Annotated in this window: 15 protein-coding genes and 1 other annotated feature; all 15 genes read left to right on the plus strand. The window is 51.3% G+C overall.

Going from position 1 to position 15393, the window contains the following annotated elements:
• A partial coding sequence (locus tag LX24_RS14190) for an EF-Tu C-terminal domain-related protein (RefSeq protein WP_243131743.1) occupies nucleotides 1–735 on the plus strand: 735 nt, incomplete at its 5' end.
• A 139-nt stretch (nucleotides 736–874) separates the two neighbouring features.
• Nucleotides 875–1024, plus strand: coding sequence for a 50S ribosomal protein L33 (rpmG, locus tag LX24_RS14195; protein WP_166512790.1), 150 nt, complete (start codon nucleotides 875–877; stop codon nucleotides 1022–1024).
• A 23-nt stretch (nucleotides 1025–1047) separates the two neighbouring features.
• Nucleotides 1048–1341, plus strand: a complete 294-nt coding sequence (gene secE / locus LX24_RS14200) for a preprotein translocase subunit SecE (RefSeq protein ID WP_207706628.1) — start codon at nucleotides 1048–1050, stop codon at nucleotides 1339–1341.
• Between the two features lie 46 nt (nucleotides 1342–1387).
• On the plus strand, nucleotides 1388–1915 hold the full coding sequence (gene nusG / locus LX24_RS14205) for a transcription termination/antitermination protein NusG (RefSeq protein ID WP_166512802.1): 528 nt from the start codon (nucleotides 1388–1390) through the stop codon (nucleotides 1913–1915).
• A 22-nt stretch (nucleotides 1916–1937) separates the two neighbouring features.
• Nucleotides 1938–2363: a 50S ribosomal protein L11 gene (gene rplK / locus LX24_RS14210; protein ID WP_166512791.1), complete on the plus strand. Its 426-nt coding sequence runs from the start codon at nucleotides 1938–1940 to the stop codon at nucleotides 2361–2363.
• Between the two features lie 49 nt (nucleotides 2364–2412).
• Complete coding sequence (rplA, locus tag LX24_RS14215) at nucleotides 2413–3111, plus strand: 50S ribosomal protein L1 (protein WP_166512792.1); 699 nt, start codon at nucleotides 2413–2415, stop codon at nucleotides 3109–3111.
• A 13-nt stretch (nucleotides 3112–3124) separates the two neighbouring features.
• Nucleotides 3125–3281, plus strand: a sequence feature (ribosomal protein L10 leader region).
• A gap of 30 nt (nucleotides 3282–3311) precedes the next feature.
• On the plus strand, nucleotides 3312–3848 hold the full coding sequence (rplJ, locus tag LX24_RS14220; RefSeq protein WP_166512793.1) for a 50S ribosomal protein L10: 537 nt from the start codon (nucleotides 3312–3314) through the stop codon (nucleotides 3846–3848).
• 79 nt (nucleotides 3849–3927) lie between these two features.
• On the plus strand, nucleotides 3928–4311 hold the full coding sequence (gene rplL / locus LX24_RS14225) for a 50S ribosomal protein L7/L12 (RefSeq protein WP_166512794.1): 384 nt from the start codon (nucleotides 3928–3930) through the stop codon (nucleotides 4309–4311).
• Nucleotides 4312–4616: 305 nt separating this feature from the next.
• Complete coding sequence (gene rpoB, locus LX24_RS14230) at nucleotides 4617–8111, plus strand: DNA-directed RNA polymerase subunit beta (RefSeq protein ID WP_166512795.1); 3495 nt, start codon at nucleotides 4617–4619, stop codon at nucleotides 8109–8111.
• Nucleotides 8112–8143: 32 nt separating this feature from the next.
• Nucleotides 8144–11629 carry a DNA-directed RNA polymerase subunit beta' gene (rpoC, locus tag LX24_RS14235; RefSeq protein ID WP_166512796.1) on the plus strand — a complete coding sequence of 1162 codons (3486 nt, stop codon included), beginning with the start codon at nucleotides 8144–8146 and terminating at the stop codon, nucleotides 11627–11629.
• Between the two features lie 133 nt (nucleotides 11630–11762).
• The gene (locus LX24_RS14240) at nucleotides 11763–12017 is read left to right on the plus strand and encodes a ribosomal L7Ae/L30e/S12e/Gadd45 family protein (protein ID WP_166512797.1); all 255 of its coding nucleotides are present in this window, start codon (nucleotides 11763–11765) and stop codon (nucleotides 12015–12017) included.
• Between the two features lie 24 nt (nucleotides 12018–12041).
• Entirely contained in the window at nucleotides 12042–12416 is a 375-nt protein-coding gene (rpsL, locus tag LX24_RS14245) for a 30S ribosomal protein S12 (protein WP_166512798.1), read from the plus strand.
• 49 nt (nucleotides 12417–12465) lie between these two features.
• On the plus strand, nucleotides 12466–12936 hold the full coding sequence (rpsG, locus tag LX24_RS14250) for a 30S ribosomal protein S7 (protein WP_166512799.1): 471 nt from the start codon (nucleotides 12466–12468) through the stop codon (nucleotides 12934–12936).
• Between the two features lie 19 nt (nucleotides 12937–12955).
• Entirely contained in the window at nucleotides 12956–15028 is a 2073-nt protein-coding gene (fusA, locus tag LX24_RS14255) for an elongation factor G (RefSeq protein ID WP_166512800.1), read from the plus strand.
• 30 nt (nucleotides 15029–15058) lie between these two features.
• On the plus strand, nucleotides 15059–15393 hold a 335-nt coding region (locus tag LX24_RS14260; protein WP_207706600.1), incomplete at its 3' end, for a GTP-binding protein.

The following is a 15393-nucleotide window of genomic DNA, read 5'->3' on the forward strand; positions in this document are numbered from 1 at the left end:
CTTTTGAGCCAGTATGAATTTCCCGGGGACGACGTGCCCGTAATTACCGGCTCTGCTTTAAAAGCACTGGAATGCGGCTGCGGCAAGCGTGACTGCCAGTGGTGCAAGAGCGTTTGGGAACTGATGGACGCTGTTGACGCCTACATTCCCGATCCCGAGCGTGATATAGACAAACCGTTCCTGATGCCCGTGGAAGACGTATTCACCATCACCGGGCGGGGCACCGTGGCCACGGGTCGTATCGAGCGTGGCACCATTAAAGTGGGCGAAGAAGTGGAAATCGTGGGCCTCATGGACAAACCGCGCAAGACTGTAGTCACCGGCGTGGAAATGTTCCGTAAGATTCTGGATCGCGGCGAAGCCGGCGACAACGTGGGCTGCCTGCTGCGGGGCGTAGAGCGCAAAGAGATTGAGCGCGGCCAGGTGCTGGCCAAACCGGGCAGCATTAAACCGCATACCAAATTCCATGCTGAAGTATACGTGCTGACCAAAGAAGAAGGCGGCCGTCATACCCCGTTCTTCAACGGTTACCGCCCGCAGTTTTACTTCCGCACCACCGACGTGACCGGCGTGGCCAAACTGCCGGAGGGTGTGGAAATGGTTATGCCCGGTGACAACATTAAAATTGACATCGAGCTGATCACTCCCATTGCCATAGAAGAAGGTTTGCGTTTCGCCATCCGTGAAGGTGGCCGTACCGTGGGTGCCGGTGTGGTTACCGGTATTAATGAGTAAACTTGATGCCGGCTGGAGTGGGAATCGGCTGCCGCCGGTTCCCGCTTTATCTTGACAGCCTATTTGAATTGTGATAAAGTTGGTAAGGTAATTTTTAAAAAAGACATTAGTCTTTTTTTACTTTAGGGAGGTGGGCCCGGTGAGGGTGGGAGTAACATTGGCCTGCACCGAGTGCAAGCGTAGAAACTATACGACAACCAAGAACAAGAAAAACGACCCCAACCGCATTGAGATGAAGAAATATTGCAAGTTCTGTCATACCCATACCATGCACAAGGAAACCAGATAAGTATATTTAAGGATGTGGCATAAGTGGCCGTAACGAAAAAAGATAAAGGCGCAGGCGCAGGGAAGGAACTGGTTAAAAAGGATAACCGCAAAGAAGTAGCCAAAAAAAATGCTGCTGCCAACAAGCCTGGCCGGATCGAGCAAGCCAGAACCTTTTTCCGTGGCGTAACCAATGAACTTAAAAAGGTGCACTGGCCCAACCGCAGGGAAACCATGATTTATACTTCAGTGGTTTTGGTTTCGGTTATGTTTGTGGCTGTATTGATTTGGGTATTTGATATTATTCTCGGTTCGGCCATGGGTATGCTGATAAAATAAATCGAGGGGGTGGGGGGCCTGCGTTCACGCCGGGTCCCTTATGTTTATGAGCAAGCGCTGGTTTGTCATACATACCTATTCGGGGTACGAAAACAAAGTTAAGGCGAACCTGGAAAAGCGCATTGAGTCCATGAATATGGAAGATAAAATATTCCGTATTTTGGTTCCCATGGAAGATGAGGTTGAGGTTAAAGACGGCAAAAAAAAGGTTACCAAGCGGAAAATCTTCCCCGGCTACGTGCTGGTTGAAATGATCATGACCGACGATTCATGGTATGTGGTGCGTAACACTCCCGGAGTGACCGGGTTTGTAGGTAGCGGAACCAAACCTATTCCTTTGGATGAAGCCGAAGCCCGGCAGATTATCAGGCAGATGGGCATGGATGAGCCGCGTACCAAAGTCGACTTTAATCCTGGAGAGCAGGTGCGGGTTATTTCCGGCCCCTTTGAGAATTTTGGCGGTGTAATTGAGGAAATACTGCTGGATAAGAACAAATTAAAAGTATTGATATCCATGTTTGGCCGGGAAACCCCGGTGGAGCTTGATTATAATCAGGTGGAAAAAATAACTTAGGCGGCATAAGGAGGTGTGACCGATGGCAAAACGGGTGGCAGCTATTATTAAATTGCAGGTGCCCGCGGGTAAAGCCACTCCCGCACCCCCGGTAGGACCGGCATTGGGCCAGCACGGGGTTAACATTATGCAATTTGTTAAGGATTATAATGAGCGTACAGCCAAACAGGCGGGAATGATCATCCCGGTGGAAATAACTGTCTATGAAGACAGGAGCTTTACGTTTATCACCAAAACCCCGCCGGCGGCGGTATTGTTGAAAAAAGCGGCCGGATTGGAGACTGCATCCGGTGAACCCAACAAGAAAAAAGTTGGCAAGGTGACCAGCGCCCAGGTGCGGGAAATTGCCGAGCTGAAAATGCAAGACCTGAACGCCAACGATGTTGAGGCAGCTATTCGTATGGTTGAGGGAACTGCCCGCAGCATGGGTATTGAAATAGCAGGTTAATAATACGTGGGAGGAAATTTTCCGTTAACACCACAGGGAGGTATTGTTCATGGCGAAAAGAGGAAAAAGGTATCAAGATGCAGCCAAACAGGTTGATCGCACCAAACTGTATGATCCCCAGGAGGCCATTGAACTGTTAAAAAGCGTGGCCAAAGCCAGGTTTGATGAAACAGTGGAGGCTGCCGTAAGGCTTAACGTTGACCCGCGGCACGCCGACCAGCAGGTCAGGGGGGCCATGGTATTGCCCCATGGTACCGGTAAAACCCGTACCGTGCTGGTGTTTGCCAAAGGCGACAAGGCCAAGGAGGCCGAAGCTGCCGGGGCGGATTTCGTTGGTGCGGAAGATATGGTGGAAAAGATCCAAAAGGAAGGCTGGCTGGGGTTTGAAGTGGCCATCGCCACCCCTGATATGATGGGCATGGTGGGTAAACTGGGCCGTATTCTCGGTCCCCGAGGGTTAATGCCCAACCCCAAAACAGGCACCGTTACCTTTGACGTGACCCAGGCTATTCAAGAAGTTAAGGCCGGTAAGATTGAATACCGGGTGGATAAAGCCGGGAACATTCACGTGCCCATAGGTAAGGCTTCCTTTGAAACTGAAAAACTTGCCGAGAACCTTAAAGCGCTGGTTCAACAGCTGATCCGGGTTAAACCTGCGGCAGCCAAGGGCCAGTATATCAAAGGCATTACAGTGACCACCACCATGGGGCCCGGTGTGAAGGTTAGCGCCCAAAAAGTTACTGCATGATAGTAAATTAAAACTGCATAGTGATACCTAGCCGTAGACAGCAGGTGCCGTAAAACAGGCTTAATGGCCAAGTGCCGCCAGCCGAGGCCGGGAGGGTTAACCTTTTAAGCTTATGCTTAACGGGCCTCTGGCATGCTGTCTTGCGCGCCGGGGGCTTTTTTGATGCTTCAAATTGATTACCGGAAAAGGGGGTGTACATATTGCCGATTAACAAACAGCAAAAAGAACAAATGCTGCAAATGCTTAAAGAAAAAATGAGTTCGTCCCAAATTATTGTTATGGCCGACTATAAGGGTATTGATGTACAGGCCATGACCAAGTTGCGCCGGAAAATGCGTGAATCGGGCGGCGAATTAAAGGTGGCTAAAAACACCATTATTAAAATTGCGGCCCGGGAATTGGGCTTGGAAGGTGCAGACCCGTACCTGGAAGGTCCTACTGCCCTGGCCTTTGGTATGGACGATCCGGTGGCACCGGCCAAAGTGATGAACGATTTTATCAAAGAGAACAAGAAGCTGGAAATAAAGGCGGCTATATTAGAGGGACATATCATCGATGCGGCACAGGTCAAGGATTTGGCCAACCTGCCCAGTCGCGAGGTGTTGCTGGCCAAGGTGTTGGGCGGTATGCAGGCGCCTATGTACGGTTTTGCCGGGGCGTTGCAAGGCCTGCTGAGAAATTTGGTTTATGTGCTTGATGCCGTTCGCGAGAAAAAAGCCGGTGAAGCGGCGAGTTAAGTGGGGATAAAGCCCGCTCCAAAAAAACCGTAGTTTATGTAAATGGATAAGAAAATTATATTCTGGGAGGTTTATATTGATGTCTAAAGTAGCTGAAATACTGGAAGCCGTTAAAGGGTTAACCGTGCTGGAACTGGCCGAACTGGTCAAAGCTTTTGAAGATGAATTTGGTGTCAGCGCTGCTGCCCCCGTTGCAGCCGTGGCTGCCGCTCCTGTGGCCGGTGGCGCTGCTCCGGCCGAAGAAGAGGCACAAACTGAATTTGACGTAATTTTAACTGCCGTTGGGGACAAGAAAGTTAACGTAATTAAAGTGGTGCGTGAAGCCACCGGTCTGGGCCTGAAAGAATCCAAGGAATTGGTGGACAGCGCTCCCAAGCCGATTAAGGAAAAAATCAGCAAAGAAGATGCCGAAGCCCTTAAGGCCAAGCTTGTTGAAGCCGGCGCCACTGTTGAAATTAAGTAACTGGTAACCGGTTAATAGCCGCCCCCCTTTTTAATGGGGTGCGGCTTTTTACTTGACAGTGAAATATTAACATGTTATAATTCAAAAATGTCCATTGTAAAGAACTTTGGTAAAACTGCCAAAAACAAGGGTCTTTTTAAAGCATGTGCTATTAATGTATCCATTGTAAAAATGATGGAAATAATACATTAGATAGGTTTTTTACTTTGTTTGTTAGTAAGCGAGGGATTGTGAATAGGACAAGACCTTGCTTTTCGTTGTTTGTACAAATATCAATGCCTTATTTTGGGGGTGTGGTGCTGTAAATGTATCCTGAGCAAATGGGTACCAGGACCAGGTGGAATTTCGGTAAGTTTCAAGAGGTTTTGGAACTGCCTAATCTCATTGAAGTGCAGCGCAACTCGTACGAATGGTTTCTTGAGTCCGGGCTGAGGGAGGTGTTTCGCGATATTTCCCCCATCCAGGATTTTACCGGTAATTTGGTGCTGGAATTTCTGGATTATAGCCTGGGTAAACCAAAGTATGGTGTTGAACAATGTAAAGAACGCGATGTTACCTATGCTGCTCCGCTTAGGGTAAAGGTGCGCCTGATTAACAAGGAAACCGGCGAGGTTAAGGAACAGGAAGTTTTTATGGGCGATTTTCCCCTTATGACTGATAAGGGAACCTTTATTATCAACGGGGCCGAGCGGGTCATCGTCAGCCAGCTGGTGCGTTCACCCGGTGTTTATTTTGCCCAGACACACGATCCCAGTGGTAAAAAGCTCTATGGCGCAACAATAATACCCAATCGCGGCGCCTGGCTGGAATTTGAAACTGATATTAATGACCAGCTTTTTGTGCGCATTGATCGTACCAGAAAAATTCCCGCGACGGTATTAATCAGGGCATTGGGCTACGGGTCCAATATTATGATCGCAGACCTTTTTAATGAGAACATACATATCCAAGAAACCCTGGCCCGGGATAACACCGATTCTACGGAAGATGCACTGGTGGAAATCTATAAACGCTTGCGCCCCGGCGAACCGCCGACGGTGGATAGCGCCCGGTCGCTGCTGGAGACGCTTTTTTTCGATCCAAAACGCTATGACCTGGCCATTGTGGGTCGTTACAAACTTCAGAAAAAGTTAAAACACGGGGTGTTATATCGTTATCCTGAAAGCGATAACCAGGAAACTGAATTTGATCCTTATTTACAAACAACAGTACCCAAAGTACGGGAATTTATTCGGGAACTTACTGCTCAGGATATCATTGAAACCGTGAATTACCTGCTGCGCCTGATGGATGGCGAGGGGCAGGTGGATGACATTGACCACCTGGGCAATCGCCGTTTGCGCTCGGTGGGGGAACTGTTGCAAAACCAGTTTCGTATCGGCCTATCCCGCATGGAGCGGGTGGTCCGGGAACGCATGACTATCCAGGATGTGGACGTTATTACGCCGCAGGTATTGATTAACATTCGCCCTGTGGTGGCGGCCATTAAGGAGTTTTTCGGTTCCAGCCAGTTAAGTCAATTTATGGACCAGACCAATCCGCTGGCTGAACTTACCCACAAACGGCGCTTGTCCGCTCTGGGACCCGGGGGCCTCAGCCGGGAACGGGCCGGTTTCGAAGTGCGGGACGTACACCACTCCCACTATGGCCGCATGTGCCCCATTGAGACTCCGGAGGGTCCCAACATCGGCTTAATCGGTTCCCTGTCCTGTTACGCGCGCATTAATAACTTTGGCTTTATTGAAACGCCTTACCGTAGGGTGGATAAGGAAAACAAGCGGGTAACGGATGAAATAGTATACCTCACTGCGGATGAGGAAGAAGGTAAAGTTATTGCCCAGGCCAATGCCCCGCTGAATGAGGATGACTATTTTGCCGAAGACCGGGTCAACGCCCGGCATGGTAGTGAAATACTGGTGGCCCCTGCAGACCAGGTGGATTATATGGATGTTTCACCCAAACAGGTGGTCAGCGTGGCCACGGCACTGATTCCTTTCCTGGAGCACGATGACGCCAACCGGGCATTGATGGGGGCCAACATGCAGCGCCAGGCCGTGCCGCTACTGAAGACCGATGCGCCGCTGGTGGGCACCGGTATCGAATACAAGGCAGCCCGGGATTCCGGGGTGGTTAAACTGGCCGGTAACAGCGGTGTGGTGGAAAAGGTTACGGCTTCGGAAATTGTTATTCGCACCGACGATGACAGGTTGGAGAAATATAAATTATTGAAATTCTCCCGCTCCAACCAGGGCACCTGTATTAATATGCGCCCCATTGTTAACAAAGGGGACAGGGTTGAGGCCGGCCAGGTTATTGCCGACGGCCCGTCCACCGATAATGGGGAACTGGCCCTGGGGCGTAATATACTGGTGGCCTTCATGCCCTGGGAAGGCTACAACTACGAGGACGCTATATTAATCAGTGAAAAGACAGTTAAAGAGGACTATTTTACCTCGATACACATAGAGGAATACGAATGTGATGCCCGGGACACCAAACTGGGCCCCGAGGAAATAACCCGGGATATACCCAACGTGGGTGAGGAAATTCTAAAGGATTTGGATGACCGGGGTATCATCCGGGTGGGCGCTGAGGTGCGGCCCGGCGATATACTGGTGGGTAAAGTTACCCCCAAGGGTGAAACCGAGCTTACCGCCGAGGAACGTTTACTGCGGGCTATATTTGGTGAAAAGGCCCGGGAAGTACGGGATACCTCGCTGCGGGTGCCCCACGGTGAGGCCGGCAAAGTGGTGGATGTCAAGGTATTCACCCGGGACAACGGCGATGAACTCCCCCCCGGAGTCAACCAGCTGGTACGGGTTTACATTGCCCAGAAACGCAAGATATCCGAGGGTGATAAAATGGCCGGTCGCCACGGTAACAAGGGTGTGGTGGCCCGCATTTTGCCCGAGGAGGATATGCCTTTTTTACCGGACGGTACACCCATTGAAATTGTATTGAACCCCCTGGGGGTGCCTTCCCGGATGAATATCGGGCAGGTATTGGAAACGCACTTGGGCTGGGCGGCCCATGCCCTGGGGATTCATGTGGCCACCCCGGTATTTAACGGGGCGACGGAAAAGGATATTGTGGAACAGCTGGAAAGGGCCGGACTGCCCACCAACGGTAAAATGACCCTCTATGACGGTCGTACAGGCGAGCCCTTTGATAATCCCGTTACCGTTGGATATGTTTATATGCTTAAACTTGCCCACCTGGTGGATGACAAAATCCATGCCCGTTCCACCGGGCCATATTCGCTGGTTACCCAGCAACCGCTGGGCGGCAAGGCCCAGTTCGGCGGGCAGCGTTTCGGTGAAATGGAGGTCTGGGCTCTGGAGGCCTATGGCGCGGCATACACGTTGCAGGAGATACTGACCGTCAAATCCGATGACGTGGTGGGGCGGGTAAAAACCTACGAGGCCATAGTTAAAGGCGAGAATGTGCCAGAGCCCGGTGTGCCCGAATCATTTAAAGTGCTTATCAAGGAACTGCAAAGCCTGGGTCTGGATGTCAAGGTGCTTTCAGAGGACGACCAGGAAATAGAAATCAAAGAAGTGGAAGATGATATAGCCGAAACCGCCAAGGATTTGGGGATTGAATTGCACGAGGACCGTGGACGGCGGAATGATGATTATGACGAGCCCGAGGATAGCGAATCCGATGAAATGGATGAAGATATTGAAGAGTTTGATGAGGATGCTCTTATGAATGAAGACGGGGAATTGGGTAATCTGGATGAGGTGGATGATCTGGACGGGGAATTGGTAGATTCCGACCCCGATGAGGAGAATTACTAAAGCAGGTAGAAAATCCGAAGGGGGAGAGGTCCTTGCTGGACTTGAATAACTTCGACCGAATTCGCATCAGTCTGGCTTCTCCGGAAAAAATCCGGGCCTGGTCAAGCGGTGAGGTCAAGAAGCCCGAGACCATCAATTACCGCACACTGAAACCCGAGCGGGACGGGCTGTTTTGTGAACGCATATTTGGCCCTACCCGCGACTGGGAATGTCATTGCGGTAAATATAAACGTGTTCGTTATAAGGGCGTAGTATGTGATCGCTGTGGTGTCGAGGTGACACGCTCCAAGGTGCGCCGGGAAAGACTGGGTCATATTGAACTGGCCGCTCCGGTATCGCATATTTGGTACTTTAAGGGGATACCCAGCCGCATGGGCCTTTTGCTGGATATGTCCCCACGGGCGCTGGAAAAGGTGCTTTATTTTGTCTCCTATATCGTTATTGATCCCATGGAAACGCCGTTGCTTAAAAAACAGTTGCTCACCGAAACCGAATACCGGGAACACCGGGAAAAGTACGGTAATAACTTTAAAGCGCTGATGGGAGCCGAGGCCATTAAACAACTGCTCCAGGAAATTGATCTGGAAGAGATGAACCGGGAACTGCGCCAGGAATTGCGCGAGGTTTCCGGCCAGCGTAAAATCCGTGCCGTTCGTCGCCTGGAAGTTGTGGAGGCATTCCGTAAAAGCGGCAACCGTCCAGAGTGGATGATTATGGACGTGGTACCTGTAATTCCACCCGAACTGCGTCCCATGGTGCAGTTGGACGGCGGCAGGTTTGCCACTTCGGACCTGAACGACCTTTATCGCCGGGTGATCAACCGTAACAACCGTTTAAAAAGACTACTGGATTTAGGCGCCCCGGACATCATTGTGCGTAACGAAAAGCGCATGCTGCAGGAAGCCGTGGATGCCCTCATTGACAATGGACGGCGGGGGCGCCCGGTGACCGGTCCGGGGAATCGCCCGTTAAAATCATTGAGTGATATGTTAAAGGGTAAACAAGGCCGCTTCCGTCAAAACCTGCTGGGTAAACGGGTGGATTATTCCGGCCGTTCCGTGATTGTGGTGGGCCCCAATTTAAAGCTGCACCAGTGCGGTTTGCCCAAGGAAATGGCTTTGGAGTTGTTTAAGCCATTTGTCATGAAAAAGCTGGTTAATGACGGCCATGCCCATAATATTAAAAGTGCCAAGCGGATGGTGGAACGGGTGCGCCCGGAGGTGTGGGATGTCCTGGAAGAGGTGATCAAAGACCACCCCGTGATGCTGAACCGTGCGCCTACACTGCACCGCTTGGGTATCCAGGCCTTTGAGCCCAAACTGGTGGAAGGACGGGCCATTAGAATTCACCCCATGGTGTGTACAGCCTATAACGCCGACTTCGACGGCGACCAGATGGCGGTGCACCTGCCCCTGTCCGCGGAATCCCAAGCTGAAGCCAGGTTGTTAATGCTTTCGGCATATAATATATTGAACCCCAAAGACGGTCGCCCCGTGGCTATTCCCACCCAGGATATGGTACTGGGCAGTTACTACCTGACTGTGGAACAGGAGGGTGCCACCGGTGAAGGTAAGGTTTTCCACAGTCCGGAAGAGGCGATGATGGCCTATGAGAACCACGCGGTAAGCCTCCATGCCAAAGTAAAGGTCAGGTTGGATGGTGAACTGGTGGAAACAACCGTGGGCCGGGTTATTTTCAATTCGGCCATTCCTAAAGAGTTGGGGTATTTCAATAAAGTGGCCGATAAAAAAGCGCTGGGTAAAATAGTGGACGAATCTTATCGTAAATTAGGTTTTTCCGCCACGGGCAAGCTCTTGGACGGCATCAAGAGTCTGGGCTTCAAGTTTGCCACCAAGGCCGGGGTTACCATCGGCGGCGCGGATATCATTATTCCCGCCAAGAAGAAAGAAATCCTGGCTGAATCGGAAAAACAGGTGGGGAAAGTGGAAGTTCAGTACCGCCGGGGGTTGATTACCGAAGAAGAGCGTTACCGTAAAGTTATCGGCATCTGGAATGATGCCACCAGACAAGTTACCGATGCGCTGATTGAATCTCTGGACAAATTCAACCCGGTATACATGATGGCTAACTCGGGCGCCCGGGGTAATATCCAGCAAATTCGCCAGCTGGCTGGTATGCGGGGTTTGATGGCGGACCCTTCGGGGCGGATTATCGACCTGCCCATCAAGGCCAACTTCCGGGAGGGCCTGACGGTTTTGGAATATTTTATCTCCACCCACGGGGCCCGGAAAGGTTTGGCCGATACCGCCCTGCGCACGGCGGACTCGGGTTATTTAACCCGTCGCCTGGTGGATGTTGCCCAGGATGTTATAGTGCGGGAGGTTGATTGCGGCACCGAAGAAGGCATCGATGTTTCCGAAATCAAAGACGGCACTGAAGTAATTGAAAAGCTGGAGGATCGTATTGCCGGTCGGATAGCCCTGGAAGACATAGTGCACCCTGAAACTGGCGAAATTTTGGTGACAGCGGGCCGGGTGATTGATCATGAGGATGCCGACGCCATTGTTAAAGCCGGTATCAAGAAGGTAAAGATTCGCTCGGTACTCACCTGTAAAAGCAGGTATGGAGTATGTATCCATTGCTATGGTCGCAATCTGGCTACCGGGCATATGGTGGACATTGGTGAGGCGGTGGGCATTATTGCCGCGCAATCCATCGGTGAACCGGGTACCCAGTTGACCATGCGTACATTCCATACCGGTGGTGTGGCCGGGGACGATATTACCCAGGGTTTGCCCAGGGTGGAAGAGCTTTTTGAAGCCCGCAAGCCCAAAGGTCAGGCCATTATTGCCGAAGAGGGCGGGGTTGTGGAAATAAGGGAAATCAAAGGGCGCCGGGAAATAGACATTACCGGTGACGATGGTAGTAAAAATAATTACGTTATCCCTTACGGTGCCCGCTTAAAGGTGCAAAATGGAGACCGGGTGGAACCCGGGGACGAATTGACCGAAGGCTCGGTCAATCCCCATGACCTCTTAAAGATAAAGGGTGTCACCGGCGTGCAGGTGTATTTGCTGCATGAAGTGCAGCGGGTATACCGCCTGCAGGGTGTGGACATTAATGATAAACACATTGAGGTCATGATTCGACAAATGCTGCGCAAAGTGCGGGTGGAAGACCAGGGTGACACATCGCTGCTGCCGGGGGGATTAATCGATATATTTGATGTTGAAGAGGAAAACAGGCAGGTTGTGCTTGAAGGTGGTGAGCCGGCCAAGGTCAAACCGGTCTTGCTGGGCATAACCAAAGCTTCTCTGGCAACAGATTCTTTCTTATCGGCTGCTTCCTTCCAGGAAACCACCAGGGTGCTCACCGAAGCGGCCATTAAGGGGAAAATGGACCCCCTACTGGGACTTAAAGAAAACGTTATTATAGGTAAGCTGGTACCGGCCGGTACCGGAATGAGCCGGTACCGGAATGTGGAGATCAATTCATACGGGGGTATGGAAGAAGCGATAGAACCGCCTGTGGAACAAACACATACCGTCGAGATGTAATGGTTTGGTAGCGGTAGCACCAAGAATTATAAAGCCGGGCGCAAAGTGATGCGCCCGGCCGTGGAAATTTATTGACTTTGAAAAACGTTAATGATATTATGTCTAAGTGTGTTATTTTTGGGGGTGGGAGGTTATGCCTTATAAACGGCTGCAAGCGGCCAAGGAAAAGTCGGTAGGTAGCAAGCAAACCGTTAAGGCATTGCATAAAAACCTGGCCAAAGTGGTTTACGTGGCGGTCAATGCTGATAAGCATGTTACCGAGCCCGTTATAAAGGTTTGTGAAGAAAAAAAGGTGCCGGTTATCCAGGTTGATTCCATGGCCAGCCTGGGCAAGGCATGTGGCATCAAAGTCGAGTGTGCTGCGGCAGCTATTATAAAAGATGAATAATATGACAAAGGAGGTGTAACAAATATGCCGACAATCCACCAGCTGATCAGGAAAGGCAGGCGGGATATAGCCCAAAAATCCAATTCACCGGCATTGAAGGGGAGCCCGCAAAAAAGGGGAGTATGTACCAGAGTCTATACCACCACTCCTAAAAAGCCCAACTCGGCACTGCGTAAAGTAGCCAGGGTCAGGTTGGTCAATGGTATTGAAGCAACATCATACATCCCCGGTATCGGGCACAACCTGCAGGAGCACTCGGTGGTGCTGTTGCGCGGTGGCAGGGTGAAGGATCTACCGGGTGTAAGGTATCATATTATAAGGGGCGCTTTGGATTGTGCCGGGGTGCAGAACCGGAACCGGGGTCGCTCCAAATACGGTACCAAACGGCCTAAAAAATAAGCCGTTTAGCCGGGATTAACAGATCTTCAATTGTAAGGGGGGGAAATAAATGCCAAGAAGAGGTGCTGCACCAAAAAGGGATATCATGCCCGATCCGGTGTACGGCAGCAAGGTGCTTACAAAGCTAATAAACCAAATCATGCTGGATGGTAAAAAGGGTGTGGCCGAAAGCATCTGCTACGGTGCCTTTGATATTATCCGTGAAAAAACCGGTAAGGATCCCAATGAGGTTTTTGAGCAGGCCATGAAAAATGTCATGCCCGTGCTGGAAGTTAAGGCCCGCCGGGTAGGTGGCGCCAACTATCAGGTGCCCGTGGAAGTAAGGCCCGAGCGCAGGCAGACTCTGGCCATTCGCTGGATAACCAAATATGCCAGGGAGCGTGCCGGCAGGACCATGCGAGAGCGCCTGGCGGATGAATTAATTGATGCTTCCAATAACACCGGAGCTTCTGTAAAGCGGAAGGAAGATACCCACAAAATGGCGGAGGCTAACAAAGCCTTTGCTCATTACAGGTGGTAATAAAAAGGGGGGGGTCTTAATGGCGAGGCAATTTCCGCTTGAAAAAACCCGTAACATTGGCATTATGGCACATATCGACGCCGGAAAGACCACCACCACCGAGCGCATCCTGTTTTACACGGGTAAAGTGCACAAATTGGGTGAGACCCATGACGGCGCTGCAACCATGGACTGGATGGTCCAGGAGCAGGAAAGGGGTATTACCATTACCTCAGCTGCAACTTCGTGCCAGTGGCGGGATCATTGTGTAAACATAATAGATACACCCGGCCACGTGGACTTTACCGTCGAGGTAGAAAGGTCGCTGCGTGTACTGGATGGGGCGGTTGCCGTTTTTTGTTCGGTAGGTGGTGTGGAGCCCCAGTCTGAGACAGTATGGCGGCAGGCCGATAAATACAGGGTGCCCCGAATTGCTTATATAAACAAAATGGATCGCGTAGGCGCAGATTTTTTTAACGGTCTGGCCATGATCCGCAAAAGATTGGGTGCCAACCCGGTGGCGTTACAACTGCCCATCGGGGTGGAGGAAAACTTCAGCGGCATAGTTGATCTTGTGCGTAATAAAGCCATCAGGTATGTTGATGACCTGGGTACCACCAGTGAGGAGACGGATGTTCCCGAGGATATGCGGGAGCTGGTTGATGAATACCGGGAAAAACTCCTGGAAACGGTGGCTGAGTATGACGAGGAATTAATGCTCAAGTACCTGGAAGGGGAACAACTGACCTTTGAGGAAATCAGGAATGCACTGCGCAAAGCTACCCTGGCGGTAAGCATAGTACCGGTGCTCTGCGGTTCCTCATTTAAAAACAAAGGTGTGCAACTCCTACTGGATGCCATTGTGGATTACCTGCCATCACCCCTGGACGTTCCCGCCATTCGTGGTGTGCACCCGGGTACCGGTGAAGAGGATATCCGGATGGCCGATGACAGCGCCCCTTTTTCCGCGCTGGCCTTCAAGATTATGACAGATCCCTATGTTGGAAGACTTACGTATTTCCGGGTTTACTCCGGGCATATAAACAGCGGTTCATATGTTTATAATTCCACCAAGGGAAAACGGGAAAGAATTGGGCGTATACTGCGGATGCATGCCAATCACCGGGAAGAAGTCAAAGAGATTTACTCGGGTGATATAGTGGCGGCCGTAGGGTTTAAGGATACCACCACCGGGGATACCCTGTGTGATGAAAAACAGGCGATATTGCTGGAATCCATGGAGTTTCCCGAACCGGTCATTTCGGTGGCCATAGAGCCCAATACCAAGGCCGATCAGGATAAAATGGGCGTGGCCTTGCAGAAACTGGGTGAAGAGGACCCCACCTTCAAGGTAAGTATTGATCCCGAAACGGGGCAGACCATCATCAGGGGTATGGGCGAGCTGCATCTGGAGATTATTGTGGATCGCCTGTTGCGTGAGTTTAAAGTGCAAGCCACGGTGGGTAAACCCCAGGTTGCTTATAAGGAAACCATTCGTAAGAAATCCAGGGCCGAAGGCAGATTTGTTCGCCAGTCCGGCGGGCGCGGCCAGTATGGCCACGTGGTGATTGAAATTGAACCGGCCGAGCCGGGGACCGGTTTTGAATTTGTTAACAAAATTGTAGGCGGGGTTATACCCAAGGAGTATATACCGGCGGTATCAAACGGGATAGCTGAAGCTATGTCCAACGGTGTACTGGCCTCATATCCGCTGGTGGACATACGGGCCACACTACTGGACGGGTCCTATCATGACGTTGACTCTTCGGAAATGGCCTTCAAAATAGCCGGCAGCATGGCGCTGCAAAACGCGGCTAAAACGGCCGGAGCGGTATTGCTGGAGCCGGTCATGAAGGTTGAAGTGGTGGTTATGGAGGAATACATGGGTGATGTGATTGGTGACATCAACTCCCGCCGGGGGCGTATCGAGGAGATGGAACCCCGGGGTGCCAACCAGGTGATTCACGGTATAGTACCACTGGCGGAAATGTTCGGTTATGCCACAGAACTACGCTCCAGAACCCAGGGGCGAGGCACTTACACCATGCAATTCAGCCATTATGAGGAAGTACCGCAAAATATTGCGGAAAGCATTATCTCGAAAAGACTTTAGGTAAAAGGCAAGGAGGAATTAAAACCAACCATGGCAAAGGCGAAATTTGAGCGGACCAAACCGCACGTAAACATTGGTACCATCGGCCACGTGGACCACGGCAAGACCACCCTTACCGCAGCCATCACCACCATACTGTCCACAGTGGGTGGCGCCACAGTAAGGAAATACGACGAAATTGACAACGCCCCGGAAGAAAAAGAACGCGGGATTACCATTAATACCTCTCACGTGGAATACGAAACCGAGAAACGGCACTACGCGCACGTGGACTGCCCCGGTCACGCCGACTACGTCAAGAACATGATCACCGGCGCAGCCCAGATGGACGGTTCCATCCTGGTGGTATCGGCAGCCGACGGCCC

The sequence above is a fragment of the Desulfallas thermosapovorans DSM 6562 genome (assembly GCF_008124625.1).
GTDB lineage: Bacteria > Bacillota > Desulfotomaculia > Desulfotomaculales > Desulfallaceae > Sporotomaculum > Sporotomaculum thermosapovorans.

Bases quoted from the DNA above. Each gene is read 5' to 3' on its own strand.
- nusG (WP_166512802.1), top strand. From the start codon at position 1,388: ATGAGCAAGCGCTGGTTTGTCATACATACCTATTCGGGGTACGAAAAC.
- rplK (WP_166512791.1), top strand. From the start codon at position 1,938: ATGGCAAAACGGGTGGCAGCTATTATTAAATTGCAGGTGCCCGCGGGT.
- rplA (WP_166512792.1), top strand. From the start codon at position 2,413: ATGGCGAAAAGAGGAAAAAGGTATCAAGATGCAGCCAAACAGGTTGAT.
- rplL (WP_166512794.1), top strand. From the start codon at position 3,928: ATGTCTAAAGTAGCTGAAATACTGGAAGCCGTTAAAGGGTTAACCGTG.
- rpoB (WP_166512795.1), top strand. From the start codon at position 4,617: ATGTATCCTGAGCAAATGGGTACCAGGACCAGGTGGAATTTCGGTAAG.
- LX24_RS14240 (WP_166512797.1), top strand. From the start codon at position 11,763: ATGCCTTATAAACGGCTGCAAGCGGCCAAGGAAAAGTCGGTAGGTAGC.
- rpsL (WP_166512798.1), top strand. From the start codon at position 12,042: ATGCCGACAATCCACCAGCTGATCAGGAAAGGCAGGCGGGATATAGCC.
- rpsG (WP_166512799.1), top strand. From the start codon at position 12,466: ATGCCAAGAAGAGGTGCTGCACCAAAAAGGGATATCATGCCCGATCCG.
- fusA (WP_166512800.1), top strand. From the start codon at position 12,956: ATGGCGAGGCAATTTCCGCTTGAAAAAACCCGTAACATTGGCATTATG.